Origin of the sequence: Pseudoalteromonas nanhaiensis, assembly GCF_051235485.1 — a bacterium.
GTDB classification, from domain to species: domain Bacteria; phylum Pseudomonadota; class Gammaproteobacteria; order Enterobacterales; family Alteromonadaceae; genus Pseudoalteromonas; species Pseudoalteromonas lipolytica_C.
Genome location: NZ_JBPNYQ010000021.1, coordinates 43,245 through 65,449, shown reverse-complemented (window position 1 = coordinate 65,449; position 22,205 = coordinate 43,245). Strand labels below are relative to the sequence as shown.

Here is a 22,205-nt window from a genome sequence, read left to right as displayed (position 1 = left end):
ATTAATTAAATTCTAGTTCTACATCTTGCGCCGCCATCAATGACAACTTATGAATTAAGTCATCACTAGGCGTAACACACCATTCAGTCCCTAAGGTAATCTCAGCCAACGCATCCGGACGTTGATAGAATACTTTAATAGGACATGTACCAAACTTATAAGGTTCAAGTACTTTTTGTAAATTATCGAAGAAGTTTGCCTCGATCTGCACCATATTCAGCGTCATTTTAATCGCTTTTATACGTTTTTCTCGCGCTTCGGCAATGGTGCATATGTCTCTAGCGGTCATTGTAATGCCACCAGAGAAGTTATCAAAGCTGACCTGTCCGGATATTACCAAGATATTGTTAACTTGCAGCATATCTTGGTACATTTCAAACTGTTCTGGGAATAAGCGTACATCAATACGGGCACTCTTGTCATCTAAAGTTATAAGACCCCAACGATTTCCCTTTTTATTTATCAAGGTTCGGGCATTGATAACAAGGCCAGCCGCTGTTGATTGCACATCACGATTTGTGGGCTGCAAGTCTACTAGCCTTCCCGAGGTGTAATGCTTTAGTTCTTTACGGTACTGGTTAATTGGATGGCCAGTTAAGTAGAGCCCTAAGGTCTCTTTTTCACCGTCTAGCCATTGCTTATCAGTTAAGTCTGTCGCTTTGATAAACGCCTGTTCAACTTCGTCTGGTTCAGTAGCCAATAAACCAAACAAATCTGCTTGCCCTAATGACTCTGCTTTATGATGTTGATCAGCTGCTCGCATGGCATCTTTTAAGCTCGCTAATAAGGTCGCACGACCTGGCTGGGTTTTATCTGGGCCAAGTTGATCGAGTGCGCCTGCATAGATAAGTTTTTCGACCACGCGTTTGTTTAAGCGTTTTAAGTCAACTCTGGCACAAAAATCAAATAAGTCTTTAAACGGGCCGCCTTCACTTCGAGCTTCTAAAATAGCTTCAACCGGTGCTTCACCCACGCCTTTAATGGCACCAATGCCATAAACAATCTCACCTTTTAGATTAACAGTAAACTTGTACTCACCGGCATTTACATCAGGCGGTAACAAGGTCAGTTTCATGTTTTCACATTCATCAACCAAGGTAACAATTTTATCGGTGTTATCCATATCCGCCGACATTACTGCCGCCATAAACTCAGCTGGATAATGGGTCTTCATCCACAGTGTTTGATACGATACCAATGCATAAGCAGCAGAGTGCGATTTGTTAAAACCATAACCCGCGAATTTCTCTACCAAGTCGAAGATTTTCATTGCAAGTTCGCCGTCAACGCCATTATTTATAGCGCCTTCTTCAAAAGTCGAACGTTGCTTTGCCATCTCTTCAGGCTTTTTCTTACCCATTGCACGACGAAGCATGTCAGCGCCACCAAGGGTATAACCGGCAAGTACCTGCGCAATTTGCATTACTTGTTCTTGATAAAGAATGATACCGTAGGTCGGCTCAAGAATAGGCTGTAGGCTTTCATGTTGCCACTGAACGTCTGGGTAAGATATTTCTTCTCGGCCGTGCTTACGGTCGATAAAGTTATCTACCATGCCTGATTGCAATGGACCTGGGCGGAACAGTGCCACCAGTGCGATCATATCTTCGAAGCAGTCGGGCTTTAGACGACGAATAAGATCTTTCATACCACGAGATTCGAGCTGGAAAACCGCGGTGGTTTCGGCGCGTAGCAATAACTCAATACTTGGCTTGTCATTAAGAGGAATGGCGTTAATATCAACCGGCTCTTTACCCTCGCGGGCTAAGCGCTCATTGGTCATATCAAGCGCCCACTGCAAGATGGTAAGCGTTCTTAAACCTAAGAAGTCAAACTTAACTAAGCCCGCCGTCTCAACGTCGTTTTTATCAAATTGAGTAACCGGGAATTTACCTTCATCATCACAATAAAGGGCAGCAAAGTCAGTGATAGTGGTTGGTGATATTACAACACCACCAGCGTGTTTACCGGCGTTACGTGTACACCCTTCAAGGATGCGACACATATCGATAAGCTCTTTTACCTCTTCATCACCGTCGTAGGCTTCTTGTAAACGCGGCTCAACATCAAACGCTTTAGCCAAGGTCATGCCCGGATCGCCCGGTACTAATTTTGAAATACGATCAACAAAGCCATAAGGGTGACCAAGTACACGGCCTACGTCACGGATAACCGCTTTTGCAGCCATGGTACCAAAGGTGATGATCTGAGATACCGCGTCACGGCCATAAAGCGCCGCTACGTGGTCAATTACCTCATCGCGCCTATCCATACAGAAGTCGACGTCGAAATCGGGCATTGAAATACGCTCAGGGTTCAAGAAACGTTCGAATAGTAGGTCAAACTCGAGCGGATCAAGATCGGTAATCTTCAGAGCATAAGCAACCAGTGAACCGGCACCCGAACCACGTCCTGGACCTACTGGAATATTGTTATCTTTACTCCACTGAATGAACTCCATTACGATCAAGAAGTAACCCGGGAAACCCATTTGGTTGATTACGTCGAGCTCTATTTTCAGACGCTCATCATACTCACCACGTTTTTCTTTACGCTCTTGCTCATCAGGGAATAAAAACTGTAAACGCTCTTCAAGACCATCTTCAGAGACTTTAACCAAGAAGTCTTCAATTTTCAGTGAACCGGTTGGGTAATCAGGTAAGAAGTAAGTTCCTAGCTGCACTGTTACATTACAGCGCTTGGCAATTTCTACGGTGTTTTCTAACGCTTCTGGAATATCGCTAAATAGCTCAGCCATTTGCTCCGCTGTTTTTAGATATTGCTGCTCAGAAAAACGTTTTGGTCTGCGTTTATCTTCTAGAGTATAACCGTCATGGATTGCCACTCGGATTTCGTGGGCTTCAAAGTTTTCTGGTTTTAAAAACACCACTTCATTCGTTGCTACCACTGGTAACTGCTCTTTTGCGGCAAGCTCAACAGCCAGATGCAGATAATCTTCTTCTAGGGGGCGTTCAGTACGAATAAGCTCAATATAATAATGATCGCTAAAGTGCTGCTTATAAAAGCTAACCACAGACTCAATAAGACCAGGGTTGCCTTTTAGTAGGGCTTTGCCTAAGTCGCCATCTTTAGCGCCTGATAATAAAATCAGGCCATTTTTATTCTCTACCAACCATTCGCGATCAACCACAGGGCGATGAAATAAATGCCCGCGCTGGTACGCTTTAGAGATCAATAAGGTAAGGTTTTTATAGCCTTCGTTATCTTTCGCTAAGATGGTAATGCGACTTGGTTCATCCGGAAACTCAGGGCTTCTTAACCAAAAGTCAGCACCAACAATAGGCTTAATCCCAGCGCCATGCGCCGCACCATAAAATCGCACCAAACCACATAAGTTCATCTGGTCAGTGATTGCCAGCGCTGGCATTTGCAACTCTTCAGCTTTAGCTACAATCGGCTTGGTTTTAGCAAGGCCGTCCACCATTGAGAAATCTGAGTGAACACGTAAGTGAACAAATTGCGGCGCAGGCATTACAATTGCTCTCCTTTCAACGCCAAAATGCGCTGAACAGGTTTAAAGCTCTTACGATGCTCTGCAATTGCCCCGTATTGTTCGAGTGCCGCAAAGTGCGCTTTAGTTGGATAGCCTTTATGACCTGCAAAGCCATAGTCAGGATAACGCTTATCAAGCTCAATCATTTCTTCGTCACGGGCAACTTTCGCTAAAATAGATGCCGCAGAAATCTCTTCAACGAGGCTGTCACCTTTTACTACCGCCTGTGCTGGCACAGTTAACTGGCTAGGCACACGATTACCATCAATAAAAACAAACTCAGGCTTTACACTTAAGCCTTCAACCGCACGGCTCATTGCAAGCATAGTGGCATGAAGAATATTTAACTCGTCAATTTCAGTTGGGCTGCAACGGCCAATAGCATAACAAAGGGCTTTTTCTTTTATTTCTATCGCTAATAATTGGCGTTTTTTATCTGATAACTTTTTAGAATCAGCTAAACCTGCTATTGGCTTATTCGGATCAAGTATTACCGCAGCGGTAACAACATCACCCACTAATGGGCCACGGCCAACTTCATCTACACCCGCTATATAATTAACATTCGGTCGTTCAATTTGCATTTAGTAACTCCGCGACTGCAGCTGCAGCTTGTTCGTTGGCATTTAATCTTATGTCTTTATGAATAGCTAAAAAGCGCGCTTTTAATTCGCTGTTATCCGTATTCAACATAGGTGTTAGCGCAGCTGATAAGTTTTCAACATTACACTCAGTTTGTAAGTATTCTGGAACCAGTTCTTCATCGGCTAATAAATTAGGCAACGAAAAATATTTAATGTTAAAAGTGAATAGTGTTTTAAAAATCCAATAACTCAGTGGCTTAATTTTGTAGCCCACGACCATCGGCTTTTTATACAGCATGCCTTCAAGCGTTGCGGTACCTGAGGCAAGCAAAATGGCATCAGCAGCTTGCATTGCAAGGTTTGATTGACCATCCAATAATTGCAGTTTTAAATCAGGGGCTGTTTTTTCTAAAATCTCACAAAACTGTGCTTTTCGTTTTTCATTGACTAACGGCACTACAATTTTAAGGTCTGGATTTTGCGCCTGTAATTTCGCTGCTGTTTGAATATAGGTTTCGCTTAAAAGTCCCACTTCAGAACCCCGGCTACCTGGTAACAAAGCAAGTACTTTATCTGTTTGTGATAAACCAAGCTGATTACGCGCTTCGGTTTGGTCGTGCTCAAGCGCAATATCATCAGCCAATGTGTGACCCACAAATGTACAAGGTACATTGTGTTTATCGTAAAAGGCTTTTTCGAACGGCAATAATGCCAGCACTAAATTAGTAGCCGCACTGATTTTATGAATACGTTTTTCACGCCACGCCCACACTGATGGGCTAACATATTGAATCGTTTTGATACCTGCATCTTTTAACGGTTTTTCAACACGTAAATTAAAATCAGGCGCATCAATGCCAATAAATACATCCGGTGGGTTGTCGATAAAATGCTGCACCAATTGTTTGCGTATTTTGAGTAGGCGCGGTAATCGGCCTAGCACTTCGACTAGGCCCATCACTGATAATTCGTCCATATCGAATAATGTATTGCAACCAGCCGCTTGCATACGCGGGCCCGCAATCCCCTCGAAAATAGCATCAGGAAAACGGCGTTTAAGTGCTTTTATTAACCCTTCACCTAAAATATCACCTGATAACTCACCTGCCACCAAGGCAATACGTAACGGCTTTGTTTGTTCTTTCATTCGTTGATAATTCGCAACTTTTGGCACTAATGAAAATGAGTTTACCGTGTTTTAGCAGTCGGATAAATGTCACAGAGTTAATAAATACTAGAAATCGAAATTACGCTAAAAAGTCGTCGATTCTTTATACACAGTTTACCGCTCAAAGTAGCGGTAGATAATTAGTCAGATTCTTAAAAATAATAAAAATTAACTAAGTAAGCCATAGTAAATGAGCTTTTTATAACGATTAAATATTTGAAAGTGTAGAGCATTATCTCTAACCTGTAGAAAAGATATACAGAGGCTGTCTGTCTTTTTTTCGTACTTTTCTATTGACTAAAATGGATACAAGGTTAGAATTCACAAAGTTTCAATAATTACTGAAACTTTATAACTTATTTTTGTCGTGTCTACCGCACCCGCTAACAAGGAGCTAAACGATGATAGATGAAACATTTGTGGATCTATCGCGATTGCAATTTGCAATCACTGCCCTATTTCACTTCCTATTTGTTCCCCTTACCTTAGGTATGACGTGGATTTTGGTGATCATGGAATCCGTTTACGTGATGACTGGTCGCGAAATTTATCGTGATATGACTAAGTTCTGGGGGAAATTGTTTGGTATCAACTTTGCGATTGGTGTGGCCACGGGTCTAACTATGGAGTTTGAGTTTGGTACCAATTGGTCTTATTACTCTCACTATGTGGGCGATATTTTTGGCGCACCACTGGCAATTGAAGGCTTAATGGCTTTCTTTTTAGAATCAACTTTTGTGGGTATGTTCTTTTTAGGCTGGGAGCGTTTGAGTAAACGCCAGCATCTAGGTGCAACCTTCTTAATGGCATTAGGGACTAATTTATCTGCACTATGGATTTTAGTCGCAAATGGTTGGATGCAAAATCCGGTAGGTGCTGAATTCAATTACCAAACCATGCGTATGGAAATGACCAGCTTTGCTGAACTGGTATTTAACCCTGTTGCACAAGTTAAGTTTATTCATACTGTATCAGCAGGTTATGTTGCAGCATCTATGTTTGTACTGGGTATTAGTAGTTGGTACATCTTAAAAGGTCGTGACCTTGCTTTTGCCAAACGCTCATTTTCGGTCGCATCAGGGTTTGGTTTAGCGTCTATTTTGTGTGTGATTTTACTGGGTGATGAATCTGGCTACGAAGTTGGCGAGGTACAAAAAGTAAAACTCGCAACGATTGAAGCTGAGTGGCACACCGAAGAGGCCCCTGCCGCATTTACGCTGGTAGGTATTCCTGACTCAGAAGAGCAAGTCACTCATGCCGCTGTAAAAATCCCCTACGCACTGGGTATTATTGCTACTCGCTCAATTGACGAGCAAGTAACGGGCATTAAAGACCTTGAAGAGCAGCATGAAAAGCGTATTCGTAATGGCATGATTGCATACGAATACTTAGAAAAGCTTCGCAGCGGTGAAGACACTCCTGAAAACATTGCAAAATTCGATACCTTAAAAGCTGATTTAGGCTATGGTTTGCTACTTAAGCGCTATACGCCTAACGTGGTAGATGCAACAGAAGAGCACATTCAAAAAGCAGTGAAAGATTCAATTCCTCAAGTGGGCCCGATGTTCTGGTCATTTAGGATCATGGTTGGTTGTGGTGTGATCATGCTTGGCGTATTTGTCTTATCGTTTTATTACAACGCACATCGCATTATTGAGCAAAAGCGTTGGTTATTGTGGGCTGCGGTATGGAGTATTCCACTGCCTTGGATTGCTATTGAGTTTGGTTGGATTGTTGCTGAATACGGCCGTCAACCGTGGGCTATTTCGGAAGTTTTACCGACCTTCTTGGCAACCTCATCACTGACGGTCAATGACCTATTGATTAGTATTACTGGTTTCTTAGTATTCTACACAGGTCTTGCTGCGGTTGAAGGTTGGCTGATGCTGCGCTTTATTAAACAAGGGCCAAGCTCGCTTCATACTGGTAAATATCACCATGAACTTGTCAAAGCAGATAGTCTTGAAAGCCAAGGAGCTCAATCATGATTTTTGATTATGAAACTCTTAAACTAATTTGGTGGCTGTTAATTGGTGTATTACTGATTGGCTTTGCAGTGACCGATGGTATGGACATGGGTGTGGCAATTTTGCTTCGCCTAGTGGGTAAAACCGATGTTGAACGCCGAACTGTTATTAACACCATCGGTGCTCACTGGGATGGTAACCAAGTTTGGTTCATCACTGCTGGGGGGGCGCTTTTTGCAGCCTGGCCTATGGTGTACGCGGCTGCGTTCTCTGGCTTTTACTTTGCCATGATGCTGGTATTATTTGCGCTATTTTTCAGACCACTTGGCTTTGATTACCGCTCAAAAATAGATTCACCACGCTGGCGTAATAACTGGGATTGGGGCCTATTTGCAGGTAGTTTTATTCCGGCTCTAGTATTTGGTGTGGCATTTGGTAACTTGCTACAAGGTGTGCCTTATCACATTGATGACCTACTGCGTGTTAGCTACCAAGGTTCATTCTTCGCGCTATTAAATCCATTTGCCATTGTTGCAGGCCTTGTGAGTGTACTTATGCTCGTTGGCCACGCTGGTATGTGGCTACAACTTCGAACTGATGCGGAGGTTGCAAAACGCTCAGCACAATATGGCCGATATGCACTGATGGCGTTTATTGTATTGTTTGCCTTAGCAGGTGTATGGGTATCTCAACTTAATGGTTATACAATCGTCAGCATGGGAGATACTCAAGGCTATGCCAACCCACTGGCTAAAACAGTAACGCAAGCACCGGGGGCATGGCTTGATAACTATACAAAAATGCCATTAACCATGCTGTTCCCTGCCTTTGCATTCGTTATGGCGGCACTGGCAATAGTGTTATCTAAATTACAAAAACCAGCGATGGCATTGATCGCGTCAAGCTTAATGCTTGCAGGCGTTATTTTAACCGCTGGTATGTCAATGTTCCCGTTTGTAATGCCTTCGAGCAACAACCCTAATATTAGTTTAACTATGTGGGATGCAGTTTCGAGCCATATGACACTTAATGTGATGTTTATTGCTGCGGTTATTTTTGTACCACTTATTCTTATCTACACAACATGGTGTTATGTGAAGATGTGGCGCAAAGTAACCATCAGTGAAATTGAAAACAACACTCACGGTAGCTATTAAGGAGATTATAATATGTGGTATTTTGCCTGGATTTTAGGTGTTCTATTAGCATGTACACTGGGGGTGATCAACGTAATGTGGTACGAATTTCACCAACATAAAGATTCAATCGCTGATGATGAGCTAGAGCTATACGCGAGACTCAAAAACAACGATGACAACTAAACCCCGACCAAATCGCGCGCAGCAGCAAACGCTGCGCGCTTTTTTAAAGCAGTATAGCCAGTCCGCTTCAGGACTTCTTAAATTAAGCATTAGTCTGGGCACACTCAATGCCCTGTTAATGATTGCCTCTTGTTACCTTCTAGCAAATGCAGTTCATCAAGTTATGTTTGAACAAGCAAACTTGCAAGCCGTAAGCCCATTGTTATGGCCTCTTGCGGGGCTCATTTTAGTTCGTGCTTTGTTGGTTGCGCTAAGTGAACGGGTGAGTAACCTTGCCGCGTTAAAAATAAAAAACGTGATGCGTAATACATTGCTAGAAAAGCTCAGCAAACTTGGACCAGCATACACTGAACAAAAAGGTCATGGCGCAACACTTAACACCTTACATAATGGGGTTGAAGCACTGCATCAATATTACGCCAACTACATTCCAAGTGTTGCTTACAGTGCGCTTATTCCATTAGCCATATTGGTCGTAATTTTTCCAACCGATTACAAAGCAGGCCTCATATTCCTTTTAACAGCGCCACTTATCCCCTTTTTTATGATTTTAGTGGGCCATAAAGCGGAGCAGTTAAACCAAGAACGCTGGCAACAGCTAGCGGTACTTGGCAATTACTTTTTTGACCGATTACAAGGACTGACTCAACTTAAGCTTTTTAATGCAACCAAGCGTGAGCTAAATAGCATAAGTCAGATATCTGATGATTACCGTGGTGCAACCATGGGGGTGCTGAAAATCGCCTTTTTATCGTCTTTCGCCCTTGAGTTTTTAGCCACCATTAGTGTTGCCCTTGTTGCTGTGATCATTGGCTTTAGATTATTTTTTGGTACGCTCGATTTTGCGACCGGTTTTGTGGTGCTATTACTGGCCCCTGAGTTTTACTTACCACTTCGGCAAATGGGCACTCATTATCATGCAAAACTCGAAGGGATCAGCGCCGCTGCTGATATGGTCGATATAATCAATCAAAGCGACGCCGATGAACATTTGGGTACCTCTAAACTTGAGTTACCGATAAAAGACATACAGCTGAATGCGCTTACTTTTCACTACCCTGAGACAAACGAAGGGGTGACTGATATCAACTTAAGCCTGCCAAGCACAGGCTTAGTTGCCTTTGTAGGTGAAAGCGGCTCGGGTAAAAGTACTTTGTTTGATTGCCTATTGGGTTTTCATCATCAAGCCAACAATGCCATTCACATTAACGGACAGCCACTGAGCGATACCGCCTTAGCTGATTGGCAAGCACAGCTTGCGTGGATCCCACAACAAGCCACATTATTTTATCGAACCGTTGCAGATAACCTACGATTAGCAAAACCAGATGCAAGCCAAGCTGAACTTGAGGAAGCGGCTAATAAAGCTGGTGCGCTTGAGTTTATAAACGCCCTACCTAATGGCTTTGATACACAGCTTGGTGAACAAGGAGAAGGTCTCTCAGGGGGGCAAAAGCAGCGTATTGCCCTTGCCCGTGCATTTTTAAAAAATGCCCCTGTGCTAATGCTTGATGAGCCTACAGCTCACTTAGACAGCCAAACAGAGCATTTAATCAACCAAGCAATCCGAGATTATGCAAAAGATCATTTAGTGCTGGTTATTGCTCACCGACTGAATACGGTTAAACATGCCGACACCATTTACGTTATGCAACAAGGTCAAATTGTTGAGTCTGGTCATTATCAACAACTCACCGAACAAGCAGGCCTATTTGCTAAGCTTGTGAGCCAAGGTGAAGCCCATGCATAACTTCATACGTTTATTAAAACTGTGCAAACCTCATGCAGGCATGCTGCTTTTGGGGGCTTTTTTAGCAAGCTTAACAGTACTTGCAAATGTCGGTTTACTCGCCATCTCGGGCTGGTTTTTAGCAGCCATGGCAGCGGCGGGAATCGCTGGTGTGCAGATGAACTACTTTACCCCTGCAGGGGTGATCCGCTTTTTAGCTATCGTGCGCACAGCGTCTCGTTACGGCGAGCGAATGATAACTCATAACGCTACCTTTTTGTTACTGAGCGAAATTCGCGTAAAGATGTTCAAGACTCTTAGCCAACTCAACAACGTTGACTTAGCAATGACTCGTAGTAGCGACTTGTTCAACCGCCTACAAAACGATGTTGATGCGTTAGATAAGTTTTACCTAAATGTGCTGCTGCCAATTATCGTCGCTCTTATCAGCATTCCTATCGTAATGGCATTCATGGCAATGTATAACGCTGATGTTGCATTGTTATGCTTTATTTCATTGATGATTATTGGCGTGTTACTTCCGGCTCTATTGAGCCATAAACTTCGCCAACAAGCACATGCTGAAACACAGCTTTCAGCAGAGTTAAGATCTGAGCTTGCTGATACACTATCAGGTGCCAGAGAGCTTGCAGTATATCAAGCACACGCCGCGCAGCTTGCCCATTGTGATTCACTCAGTAAGCAATACAACAGCTTGCTATATAATCGACACAAAGCCATAGCAAACAGTAATGGCTTAAGCACTTTGGTGATCCAACTCACCATGCTTGCCAGTGTATTTATGATAATTCCACTGGTCGCAACAGCTACTATGAAAAACGTTGAACTAGCTATGCTCGCGTTATTTGTATTAGCCAGCTTTGAGACTGTACTAACTTTGCCAAGTGCGTTTATAGAATTACCAAATGCTTTAAGCGCAGCACAGCGACTATTTACACTTGAAGACAAACTCGTAGAGCATAATGAACAGAAGCAAGCACATGCAATACCACACAGTGCTCTTGGCCTTGAGTTCAAAAATGTTAATTACCGATACCAAGGCGCAACCAGTAACGCACTGAATGAAATTAACTTATCAATTGCTTCAGGCAGTAAATTAGCTCTAGTTGGTGCCAGTGGCAGTGGCAAAACCACTCTGGTTAACTTACTTACAGGGCTTTGGCCTATCCAATCAGGCACGCTTGAACTAACCTCTAAAGAAAATACTTTTGAGCTTTGTAAGCTTAGTCATCAGCAGCGCTTCAAATGCATGACTATCGTGGCTCAGCAGCATCATATTTTTGATGGCACGCTTCGGGAGAATCTTCGCTATGCAGCTTTTGATGCGACAGATGAAATGCTTATTGAAGCCTGTGAACAAGCTGAACTTGGCTCATGGTTAAGCAATTTAAAAGATGGGCTAAACACTCGTTTAGGCACCGCAGGCAGAAAGCTATCTCATGGTCAGTCACGTCGTGTTGCCATTGCACAAGCTCTATTAAGGCAAGGTAATTTAATCATTCTTGATGAGCCAACAGAGAGTCTAGATAACCACACTAAGCAAAACTTGCTGACTACGCTTGAGAAAATATGGGCAGATAAAACCATGCTAACCATTACTCACGACCCAGCAATGCTAAGTCGTGTTGATAAAGTGATTTGGTTAGAACAAGGACAAGTGAGAGCCCTTGCAAGTCATGCTGAATTAGTTGCTAATGAAGCTGACTACGTAGAGCTTATTACCCGCTTTTAATCTAGCTGTTCAATGGTAACGTCAATCACACCTTGCTTTGTTGATGCGATTTGTGAAAACGCCTTTTTTGATAAATCAATAATGCGACCGCGGATAAATGGGCCGCGGTCATTAATAGTCACAATCACGCTTTTATTATTAGCAATATTAGTGACTTTTACTTTACTACCAAAGCCAAGTGTTTGATGAGCCGCGCTCAATGCCTGTTGATTAAACACCTCACCACTTGCAGTAGTTCGGCCATGATATTTATCAGCGTAATAACTGGCTTTGCCTTTTTCTATCGTTCCCTTAGTTACCGAAGGCGCAGTACTACAACCAGTTATAATTAAACTTAATAAAGCAAAGAGGATAAGTTTGTTCATATTATTGAATCCTTTTTTTTGCCATAAAGGTAGCAAGCGCTTACTTAGCGAAACCTGAACTATACTGATTTACCTAATTAAGCGAATTAGTATAAAAACAAAAAAGCCACCTTACGGTGGCTTTTAGTGTATCGCTTATAATTAGCGAATAATGCCGCGCTCAGAGCTTTTCACAAAGTCTATCATCAGCTGAACAGCAGGATACTTTGCTGCATCTTCAGCTAACTCGGCGATAGCTTCTTCAACACCTAAACTCTTACGGTAAAGCGTTTTATATGCACGGCGGGTTGCCATAACTTCATCACTTTCAAAACCTCGGCGTTTCATGCCTTCAGTATTGATTGCTACAGGGCCAGCCGGCGTGCCAATAGTAGTTACAAATGGTGGTACATCTTTATTTACGCCAGAGTACATACCTACAAAGGCATGAGCACCAATTTTACAAAATTGATGAACACCAGAGTTACCCGCGAGAATAACCCAGTCACCTACGTGTACGTGACCAGCAACAGAGGCATTGTTAGCAAATATAACGTTATCACCAATTACAGCATCATGTGCAACATGGGTGTACGCCATAAATAAGTTGTTACTACCAATTTTTGTCACACCTTGGTCTTGGATAGTACCACGGTGAATTGTTGCACACTCACGGATCACATTGTTATCACCCATGATCAGCGTAGTTGGTTCATTCGCGTATTTTTTGTCTTGGCAAGCTTCACCAACAGATGCAAATTGAAAAATATGGTTACCAGAACCAATCGTCGATGGGCCTTTAACAACCACATGAGATTCGATGATACAGTTGTCACCAATAGTTACATCGTTTCCGATATAGCTATAAGGGCCAACTGACACATTTTTGCCAAGTTTTGCACCTGGTTCGATTATTGCCGTAGGATGAATCACTATTAAAACTCTCTTCTCGCACACATGATTTCGGCAGTACACACCACTTTGCCGTCAACTTTTGCTTCTGCTGCAAACTTCCATATATTGCGGCGCTCTTTTACAAACTCTACATGCAAATGCATGGTATCGCCAGGTAATACCGGCTGTTTGAATCGTGCATTATCAATCGCAGCAAATAAATACAGTTCATTGTCACTACGGTTTTCAACTGTTTTAAAACCTAACAAGCCAGTTGCTTGAGCCATTGCTTCTAGGATCAACACACCAGGAAAAATTGGTTGGTTAGGGAAATGACCCGTAAAAATAGGTTCGTTCACTGTTACATTTTTAATTGCGTGTAACGACTTGCCTGGCGTGTAATCTAATACACGGTCAACAAGTAGCATCGGATAACGATGCGGAAGTAAACTCAAGATATCTTGGATATCAAGACTATTTAATTCATTTGCCAAAATAGCATCCTTATTTGTCTTCAATATTGAGTGACTTTGTTAGAGACTCAAGTGCTTTAATGCGGTCTTTCATATCACCGAGGTTTCGGATATGGGCAATACTACGTCGCCATTCTTTATTGGTTAGATGTGGCAAGCCCGAAGAATAAATCCCAGGTTCTGTGATTGCCTTAGTCACCATACTCATGCCGGTGATTATAGCACCATCGCATACGCTAATGTGACCATTAATTGCAACCATGCCACCAATCTGACAATTCCGACCAATAACTGTACTGCCAGCAAATACCGTACAACCAGCAACTGCAGTACCCGAACCGATCTCGACATTATGCGCTATTTGACATTGATTATCGATAATTACATTACTATGAATGATAGTATCGTCAAGTGCACCACGGTCAATGGTCGTTGATGCACCTACTTCAACTTTGTTACCAATAATTACACGGCCTAGCTGTGGAATTTTAATCCACTCACCACGCTCATTCGCATAGCCAAAACCATCGCTACCCACAACTGTATTCGCTTGAAATAAGCAATCACTGCCGATTTCGACTTCATGGTAAACACATACATTTGCCCAAAGCTTAGTGCCTTGGCCAATTTTTGTATTTTCACCGATAAAGCAGCCTGGACCAAGTTGTACGTCGTTGCCGATTACAGCCCCCGCTTCAATCACCACATTAGCAGCGATCGCGACATTATCACCAATACTGGCTGAATCGTGAATGACTGCACTTGGGTGAATACCAGTGGCAGCTGAACGCGGCGTGGTATCCATAAGCTGGGCAAGCTTGGCGTAACATACATAGGGGTTAGCAACCACAAGCTTATTGCCTGTAAAAAACGCTGCATCAGCCTCGGATAAAATCACCGCACTGGCTAATGTGTCGTTCAATTGTGAGCGATATTTCTTGTTCGCTAAAAATGCAATATGCCCAGGTTGGGCATTTGCAAGTGTTGATATTTTTGTAATCTCTGTGGCGCCATCACCCTGAAGTTCGGCGCCTAAAAGATCCGCAATCTGCGAAAGCGTGTAATTATGCATATATGATTTCTATTGCTTACTTACTTTTTCAACTACTTTATCTGATAAATCAGATACTGTTTTAGGGTTAAAATAAATTGTTGTTTCTTTAACTTTAACTTCATCAAACTTGCCAGCTTTAGCCACTTCTTCGATTGCATCTAAGATTAGCTTTTGAACCTTAGCTAACTCTTGGTTTTGACGCATCTTGATTTCTTGCTCTAAAGGACGGCCTTTTTCAGCAAGTTGCTGCTGCATACCTTGAATCTTAGTACGTAATTCATCTTTCTGCTTATCGCTCATCGTTGTTGATTCACGCTTGAACTTTTCAGCTTCAAAACGAATATCGCCTTGTAACTTTTCTAACTCTTGACGACGCTCAGAAAACTCAGCTTCAAGTGACTGCTCAACTTTCGCCATTTGAGGGATTTGCTTGTAAATTTCTTGCATATCAACAACACCTACTTTGTGCGCAAATGCACTTGTTGAAAGGCCCATAGATAAAGTAGCAAGCAATGCGAAGGCTGTTGATTTAATTGATTTTTTCACGTAAAAACTCCTTTAGAATGTATTACTAATATTAAAGCTGATGGTCTTCGTATCGTCATCTTCTTCTTTTTGCAATGGATACGCAAAACTAATCAGCATTGGACCCATTGGAGAGATCCATTGTAATGAAAGACCCGTTGAAACCCTAAAGCGCATTGGATCTGAGTAATCAGACAATATTGCACGCTGGTCTATTGAAAGGTTTTGATAACGGTCAATATTAAACTCTGTATCCCATACGTTTGCTGCATCTACGAAGAAGCTAGTACGTACAGAGCTGGTGTTTTCTTCATCTAAGAAAGGTGTTGGAACGATTAGCTCCATCCCTGCTACCGCTTTGGCGTTACCACCAATTCGGCCTGCTGTTCGTAGTTCATCAAACTCTGATGCACCACCAATGTTACCTGTTGTAGTACCATCAGGTAATGGTGTACCAGGAATAGCTTGTGGGCCACGCGATACAGCACGTGGTAGAATCGTATTTCGATCGAAGCCACGTAATTCCATTTCGGTAATTCTGAAGAACTCCTGGAACGGCAATGTTTGGTCATAACCATTAGTTGTTCCATAACCATTACCATAACCAAGTGCTGCACGTGTTGAGAATACCCAACGGTGGTCATTACTAATTGGCCAGTAGAAACGCGAATCATAATTTATCTTAAAGTACTGTAAATCAGAGTTCGGCGTTGTCGCTGTTAAGTTTAGTGATTGACGCGAACCAGCCGTTGGGAATAAACCACGGTTTACGGTAACACGCGACCAACCTGCACTTAACTCGTACTTAGTAAAGTCGAAGCCCGCATCTGGGTTTTCTGGGTCTAAGAAAGTTTCACGCATTACACGAGTTTGCTCGTATTCAGCAATGTCAGACAGTTCTTCTTGCACCCAACGCACACCAAAGTTAATACGGTTTACTGCATCGATTGGGAAACCAATGTTAGTACCAATACCATAACTCTTCGATTTATAGTCGATTAGGCTGAATTTACTCGCGTCATAGTTACTGTAGAAAATACTGCTACCTTGCGATACGCCATCTGGCGTAAAGTAAGGGTCAGTATAAGACACACTAACACGCTCAGAACCACGTGATGTATTGATGTTAAAACCAATTTGGTTACCGGTACCTAAGAAGTTTGATTCACTCACACCAATGTTAAATTGCAGACCTAAGTAAGAACCATAGGCAAGACCTGCGTTAAAACTACCTGCTGATTGTTCTTTAACAGTAAAATCGACATCAACTTGGTCATCTACACCTGGTACTGGCACAACATTAAAATCAACACTTTCCATGTATGGTAAACGCTGGATTTGTAGTTTAGAACGTTCAAGGCTTTGATTTGATAACCACGCACCTTCAAGCTGCGTCATTTCACGACGTACCACTTCATCAGATGTGTTTTGGTTACCGCCCACAATGATACGACGAACATAAACACGTTTGCCCGGATTAACAGAAAGCGTTAATTGAACTTCTTTATTCTCATCATCAATCTCTGGGATGGTACGTACTTCAGCATTGGCATAACCAAATCGCGCTAAGTAGCTTTTGATAAATTCTTCAGAAGACGTCACCACAGAGCCGTTGTAAAGCTCCCCAGTTTTAAGCGGGATAACACTCTTAATGAGTTCTTCACGGCCTAACAAGTCACCAATAAAGTCAAAGCCTTTCACTTTGTACTTAACACCTTCGGTGATATTAGCTGTTACGTAAACTGAGTCACGTTCAGGACTAACTGAAACTTGGGTTGAATCGATATTAAAACGTAAGTAACCACGGTCTAAATAGTAACTACGAATTTTTTCTAAGTCGCCTTCAATGGTTTGCTTTTGATAGCGGTCGCTCGACATGAACTTCCACCACGGCAAATCTTGTTGTGACTCAGCTAATTTAAGTAGCTCTTCATCAGAGAATAATTCGTTACCAACGAGGTTAATTTGACGAATAGAAGCGGCATCGCCTTCATCAAATTTAAACAATAGCTTCACACGGTTACGTGGCAGCTTAGTGATAGTTACATCCACTTTAGCATTGTACTTACCAATACTATGGAAAAACTCAACTAAACCTTTTTCTATATTATCAAGAACAGTTTTATCAAGTGGCTCACCCGTACGAATATCTTGCTGATCGAGCGACTCATTTAACTGCTCATCTTTGATGTCTTTATTACCATCAAATTCGATCATGCTTATCGTTGGGCGCTCTGTTACACGGAAAATAACACTGTTGCCATCGCGTAATGCTTTAATATTATCAAAGTGACCTGAACGATAGAGAGCCTTTATGGTTCTTGAAATTGTATACTCATCAATATTATCGCCCACGTTGATTGGAATATGCGTTAGCGCTGCACCTAGAGCAACACGTTGTAAACCTTCAACTTTTAAATCATCTACAATAAAGGAGTTTTGGCCTAGGGCTGCAAAGCTTGCACCTAATAAACTTGAAACTGCCAAATGTTTTTTTATAGCCATTTTATTATCTTTATCCTTTACAACTGTATTACCGCTCAACACCTTGTAAGTTAAACTTTTGCGGTGTTTTACAATCGTGTTCAAATTGGAATTTTTCGCTCATTTGTTATAAACGCGATACATCATTGAACAAAGCGAAACATGTTAAAAACAGGAGCAGCAACGCACCCACTTTAAAACCAAATTCTTGCGTCTTTTCAGAGACCGGCTTTTTGCGAAAAAGTTCAATTATGTAATACATTAAGTGCCCACCATCAAGCACTGGCAACGGTAATAAGTTAAATACACCTAGGTTTACACTTATTAATGCTAAGAAGCTTAAAAAAGCAACCAAACCATAGCTTACGCTAGTTCCCGCACCCACTGCAATGCCTACAGGGCCACTTAAATTTTTAACCGACACCTGACCGGTAATTAAATTACCAATCATGTCGAAACTTAGTGTGATTAAACGCCATGTTTCTTGTATGCCCAGCACAATACTATCGACAGGGCCATAATGTCTAGTTTCAATATAATTTTCTGGCCATGGCTCAACCACTGGAGACACACCTAAGAAACCTTGTTCAACACCTGAATCACTGATTTGGCCTTTAGGTGTAACAATAAGCTCTTTAATACTATCTTGTCTTTGTACACTAATTTGTAAGGATTTGTTAGGTGATTGCTGAATTAGTGAAACTAACTCGTTCCAAGTGCTGATATTTTCACCATTTACGGCAATAATTTTATCATTTACCTGTAATCCTGCCTGTTCTGCAGCTGACCCTTTACTGATCATCGCTACCTGCAGTAAGGCGTTAGGTCGAAAAGGTACTATACCAATCGATGTTAGCGGTGGTACATCTTGCTGATCTAATTTCCAGCCATCTAAGTTAAGAGTACGCACATGCTTTTGATAGTTTTGGTCACGAAGCGTAACAACAACGCTTTGCTCGCCTAAACGGCTCATCAATGAGAAGGTGGCATCTTGCCAAGTGCTGATATCGTCTTCACCGATTTTAATAATTTGTTGGTTCGGCTCAATATTAGCAGCTGCAGCACGGCTTCCTTGAGTCACTTCCCCAACCACAGGTTTTAATGACTGAACGCCCACCATGTACATGACAGCTAAAGCAAAAATAGCAAATAAAAAGTTCGCCATTGGTCCGGCTGCAACTATCGCTATACGTGCTTTTACTGATTTGGCATTAAATGATAAATGACGCTGCTCTGGCGGTACTTCGTCAACACGCTCATCAAGCATTTTGACATAACCACCTAGTGGGATTGCCGCTATCACATATTCTGTTTGCTGTTTGTCATACCACTTGATCAACGGCTTACCAAAGCCAATTGAAAAACGCAGTACTTTGACACCTGCCTTACGTGCAACCCAAAAGTGACCATATTCATGCACTGTCACTAAAATGCCTAAGGCAAGAATAAATGAACCCAGATTCCAAAAAAAATCAAACATGCTAATTAATGCCTCTTCTAACAAACTCAGTGGCTTTAATGCGAGCAGCTTCATCACAAGCCAGGATCTCGTCTAATGTATGCACATTAACATCCTGTGTTGCTGCTAGGGTTTGTGAGTTAATACGAAAGATATCTGTAAACTTAATCTGGCCAGCTAAAAATGCAGCAACTGCAACTTCATTTGCAGCGTTGACAGTGGTTGTTGCGCCCTGCCCCATTTCGCATGCTTCAATCGCAAGTTTTAAATTTGGATATCGTGCATAATCTGGCTTAGTGAAAGTAAAATCTGCAACCTGTGCAAAGTCGAGAGGTTTAACCCCGGCATCAACGCGCTCAGGAAATGCTAAAGCGTGAGCTATAGGAGTGCGCATATCTGGATTACCCATTTGCGCAAGCACTGAGCCATCTTGATATTGCACCATAGAGTGAATAATACTTTGCGGGTGTATCACCACTTCAATATCGCTTGCTTGGCAATTAAATAACCACTTAGCCTCAATAAATTCAAGGCCTTTATTCATCATGGTTGCTGAATCAACAGATATTTTTTGGCCCATCGACCAATTAGGGTGCGCCACAGCTTCAGTCACGGTCACAGCTGATAATGTTGCGACATCGCGAGTTAAAAATGGCCCACCAGACCCTGTTAATAAAATTTTGCTAACGCCATTATCGGCCAGTAAACCCGACCCGTTTTGTAAAGCCGCAGGCATACATTGAAAAATAGCATTATGTTCACTGTCGATAGGCAATAAAGTAGCACCATGCTGTTTTACTTTATCAATAAACAGCTGCCCCGACATAACTAGAGACTCTTTATTAGCAAGCAATACTTTTTTGCCCGCCTCAACGGCGCTTAAAGTAGGTAACAAGCCTGCTGCACCGACAATAGCCGACATAACAGTGTCAACATCAGTATCAGCAGCAAGCTCGCTCATAGCACTTGTACCTGCAAGAATCTCTGTTTTACAAGAGCTACTGGCAAGTAAGTTAGACAGCGCAGCCGCGGCGTGTTGATCTGCCATTACGGCAAACTTAGGTTGATGTGCAATACACAGTTCAGCCATTTTCTCGGCATTTTTACCAGCAGCTAAGGCAAAAACAGCAAAGCGCTCTGGGTTACGAGCAACAACATCTAAGGTGCTTAAACCGATTGAACCAGTTGCGCCTAATACGACGAGTTGTTCTACTTTGCTCATAAACTCAATGTCCATGCGTAGCAAAGTACAAAGATTGGCGCAGCCGCGGTTAAACTATCGATACGGTCTAAAATACCGCCGTGACCTGGTAAACATGAACCGCTGTCTTTCAAGCCAACTTCACGTTTAAACATACTTTCTAATAAGTCGCCTACCGCTGAAAACAGCGCAATAAATGCTGTCATAATCGCATAAATTGGCCACACAGCCATATCAACATTGCTGTAATGACAAAATACTAAAACAAAAATAACTGAGGCCACCACGCCACCAAGTAGGCCTTCAATGGTCTTATTTGGGCTCACTTTTGGCATTAGTTTGTGTTTGCCTAAGTTTTTACCGGTAAAATATGCACCGATGTCTGCGCTCCAAACAATGCCTAAAACCACAAGAATAAGCATAGAGCCGAAATGGGTTGATTCGCCATAGCCTGCGCTACGCAGGGTATTTAAAGCTAACCAAAGTGGTACGAGTGTTAAAAATCCGGCAATGGCACGCATCACAATGCCTTCATTCCACGCTTTTGCCATAGCGGGATAACGCCAAACTAAGTAAGTAGCTACAATCCACCAAGCAAACGATAGCGTGAATAGATAGTTTGCATCACCTACTAGTTGACCATTTTGCCAAAGCGAGTCAATCGGCCAATGCCAATTTAATAATGCAAGAAACACTGCTGTTGCAGCGACAAATCCAAAACGTTTAACTTTATCGCATAGCCCCATAAACGCAGACCATTCCCATGCACCGAGTAATACGATACCGGCGGCGATATAACTAAATAGAGTTAATGGGGTATAAAATACCAATACAAGTGCAAGTGGTGCCAACACGAGCGAGGTTAAAATTCGTTGTTTTAGCAATGTGTGTACCTTCAACTAGTAATTAGGTCTCGGCGAGTAATTGTTTTATTTGTTCGCCTGTACAACCAAATCGTCGCTCTCTGGCAACGTAACATGCGATAGCATCGGCAAAAGCAGCTTCATTAAAGTCTGGCCAAAGCGTATCGGTAAAGTAAAGCTCAGCGTAAGCTGCTTGCCATAAAAGAAAGTTACTAATGCGCAAATCACCACCTGTGCGGATCATTAAATCAAGCTCAACTTGATCTGCCATGCTCATGTGTTCACTCATGAGCTCTTCGGTAATCTCTTCAGCGGCCATTTCACCGGCTGCGACTTTTTTTGCAAGCATGGTTGCGGCATTGGTAATATCCCAACGGCCACCATAATTAGCAGCAACGTTTAATTGCAAGCCCGTATTATTACGGGTTAACTCGTGTGCTGCATCAACTTTATTACGCAAATTCTCAGAAAAGCGTGATAAATCACCAATTATATTGAGCTTTACATTATTTTTATGAAGCTTTTTAACTTCTTTGCCCAACACGAACAAAAATAGCTCCATGAGCGTATTTACTTCGTCTTCTGGGCGTCGCCAATTTTCGCTACTAAATGCGAATAGTGTTAACGACTGTATACCTAAGCGAGTACAAAATTGCACTGATTGACGAACCGCATCAACGCCTTTTTTATGCCCATAAACACGTGGGCGATTTTTCGCTTGAGCCCAACGACCGTTACCATCCATGATTATAGCGACATGCTTAGGCAAACTTTGCTGGGAAATTTTATCAGCGTTAAGAACCATAAATATCGAGTATTCCATAAAAAAACGCCGTCTAGTATACCCCAGCCGGCGTTTCAAAACTAATAA

The 22,205-nt window shown here is 42.3% G+C and carries 18 protein-coding genes; 5 read left to right on the top strand and 13 right to left on the bottom strand.

The features are described from left to right. Position 1 precedes the first annotated feature (1 nt). Genes dnaE through lpxB form a run of 3 tightly spaced genes read right to left on the bottom strand, consistent with a single transcriptional unit; the run spans position 2 to position 5,245 of the window. Complete coding sequence (dnaE, locus tag ACSFVZ_RS16175) at positions 2-3,493, bottom strand: DNA polymerase III subunit alpha (RefSeq protein ID WP_435559229.1); 3,492 nt, start codon at positions 3,491-3,493, stop codon at positions 2-4. After that, on the bottom strand, positions 3,493-4,098 hold the full coding sequence (gene rnhB, locus ACSFVZ_RS16170; RefSeq protein WP_135924023.1) for a ribonuclease HII: 606 nt from the start codon (positions 4,096-4,098) through the stop codon (positions 3,493-3,495). Before rnhB ends, dnaE begins: the two co-directional genes overlap by 1 nt. Next, entirely contained in the window at positions 4,088-5,245 is a 1,158-nt protein-coding gene (gene lpxB, locus ACSFVZ_RS16165; RefSeq protein ID WP_435559228.1) for a lipid-A-disaccharide synthase, read from the bottom strand. The genes rnhB and lpxB overlap by 11 nt, the downstream gene beginning before the upstream one ends. A gap of 422 nt (positions 5,246-5,667) precedes the next feature. Here lpxB and ACSFVZ_RS16160 point away from each other — a divergent pair, with 422 nt between their 5' ends. The 5 genes from ACSFVZ_RS16160 to cydC are packed head-to-tail and all read left to right on the top strand — an operon-like array spanning position 5,668 to position 12,037. Beyond that, a complete protein-coding gene (locus ACSFVZ_RS16160) occupies positions 5,668-7,254 on the top strand; it encodes a cytochrome ubiquinol oxidase subunit I (protein WP_435559227.1) in 1,587 nt (528 codons plus the stop codon). Next, positions 7,251-8,390 (top strand): cytochrome d ubiquinol oxidase subunit II, encoded by a 1,140-nt coding sequence (gene cydB, locus ACSFVZ_RS16155; protein ID WP_435559226.1) that lies wholly within the window; start codon positions 7,251-7,253, stop codon positions 8,388-8,390. Before ACSFVZ_RS16160 ends, cydB begins: the two co-directional genes overlap by 4 nt. A 12-nt stretch (positions 8,391-8,402) precedes the next feature. Then, positions 8,403-8,555 carry a cytochrome bd-I oxidase subunit CydX gene (cydX, locus tag ACSFVZ_RS16150; RefSeq protein WP_036969707.1) on the top strand — a complete coding sequence of 51 codons (153 nt, stop codon included), beginning with the start codon at positions 8,403-8,405 and terminating at the stop codon, positions 8,553-8,555. Then, on the top strand, positions 8,545-10,305 hold the full coding sequence (cydD, locus tag ACSFVZ_RS16145; protein ID WP_435559225.1) for a thiol reductant ABC exporter subunit CydD: 1,761 nt from the start codon (positions 8,545-8,547) through the stop codon (positions 10,303-10,305). Before cydX ends, cydD begins: the two co-directional genes overlap by 11 nt. Beyond that, positions 10,298-12,037 carry a thiol reductant ABC exporter subunit CydC gene (gene cydC / locus ACSFVZ_RS16140; RefSeq protein ID WP_435559224.1) on the top strand — a complete coding sequence of 580 codons (1,740 nt, stop codon included), beginning with the start codon at positions 10,298-10,300 and terminating at the stop codon, positions 12,035-12,037. The genes cydD and cydC overlap by 8 nt, the downstream gene beginning before the upstream one ends. Here cydC and ACSFVZ_RS16135 read toward each other — a convergent pair. The 10 genes from ACSFVZ_RS16135 to uppS all read right to left on the bottom strand — a co-directional run bounded on the left by ACSFVZ_RS16135 (position 12,034) and on the right by uppS (position 22,157). Continuing rightward, complete coding sequence (locus ACSFVZ_RS16135; RefSeq protein WP_435559223.1) at positions 12,034-12,402, bottom strand: septal ring lytic transglycosylase RlpA family protein; 369 nt, start codon at positions 12,400-12,402, stop codon at positions 12,034-12,036. The genes cydC and ACSFVZ_RS16135 overlap by 4 nt on opposite strands. A gap of 141 nt (positions 12,403-12,543) precedes the next feature. Beyond that, positions 12,544-13,314, bottom strand: a complete 771-nt coding sequence (gene lpxA, locus ACSFVZ_RS16130) for an acyl-ACP--UDP-N-acetylglucosamine O-acyltransferase (RefSeq protein ID WP_435559222.1) — start codon at positions 13,312-13,314, stop codon at positions 12,544-12,546. Between the two features lie 2 nt (positions 13,315-13,316). Beyond that, on the bottom strand, positions 13,317-13,769 hold the full coding sequence (gene fabZ / locus ACSFVZ_RS16125) for a 3-hydroxyacyl-ACP dehydratase FabZ (protein WP_135924015.1): 453 nt from the start codon (positions 13,767-13,769) through the stop codon (positions 13,317-13,319). 10 nt (positions 13,770-13,779) lie between these two features. Further along, the gene (gene lpxD / locus ACSFVZ_RS16120; RefSeq protein WP_135924014.1) at positions 13,780-14,820 is read right to left on the bottom strand and encodes a UDP-3-O-(3-hydroxymyristoyl)glucosamine N-acyltransferase; all 1,041 of its coding nucleotides are present in this window, start codon (positions 14,818-14,820) and stop codon (positions 13,780-13,782) included. A 9-nt stretch (positions 14,821-14,829) separates the two neighbouring features. Then, complete coding sequence (locus ACSFVZ_RS16115; RefSeq protein WP_138558148.1) at positions 14,830-15,348, bottom strand: OmpH/Skp family outer membrane protein; 519 nt, start codon at positions 15,346-15,348, stop codon at positions 14,830-14,832. 12 nt (positions 15,349-15,360) lie between these two features. Beyond that, positions 15,361-17,832 (bottom strand): outer membrane protein assembly factor BamA, encoded by a 2,472-nt coding sequence (bamA, locus tag ACSFVZ_RS16110; protein WP_435559221.1) that lies wholly within the window; start codon positions 17,830-17,832, stop codon positions 15,361-15,363. A 106-nt stretch (positions 17,833-17,938) separates the two neighbouring features. Next, on the bottom strand, positions 17,939-19,291 hold the full coding sequence (rseP, locus tag ACSFVZ_RS16105; protein WP_435559220.1) for a sigma E protease regulator RseP: 1,353 nt from the start codon (positions 19,289-19,291) through the stop codon (positions 17,939-17,941). 1 nt (position 19,292) lies between these two features. Next, positions 19,293-20,492 (bottom strand): 1-deoxy-D-xylulose-5-phosphate reductoisomerase, encoded by a 1,200-nt coding sequence (gene ispC / locus ACSFVZ_RS16100; RefSeq protein ID WP_435559219.1) that lies wholly within the window; start codon positions 20,490-20,492, stop codon positions 19,293-19,295. Next, on the bottom strand, positions 20,489-21,355 hold the full coding sequence (locus ACSFVZ_RS16095; protein ID WP_135924009.1) for a phosphatidate cytidylyltransferase: 867 nt from the start codon (positions 21,353-21,355) through the stop codon (positions 20,489-20,491). Before ACSFVZ_RS16095 ends, ispC begins: the two co-directional genes overlap by 4 nt. 22 nt (positions 21,356-21,377) lie before the next feature. Continuing rightward, entirely contained in the window at positions 21,378-22,157 is a 780-nt protein-coding gene (gene uppS, locus ACSFVZ_RS16090; RefSeq protein WP_135924008.1) for an undecaprenyl pyrophosphate synthase, read from the bottom strand. Between the last annotated feature and the right edge of the window lie 48 nt (positions 22,158-22,205).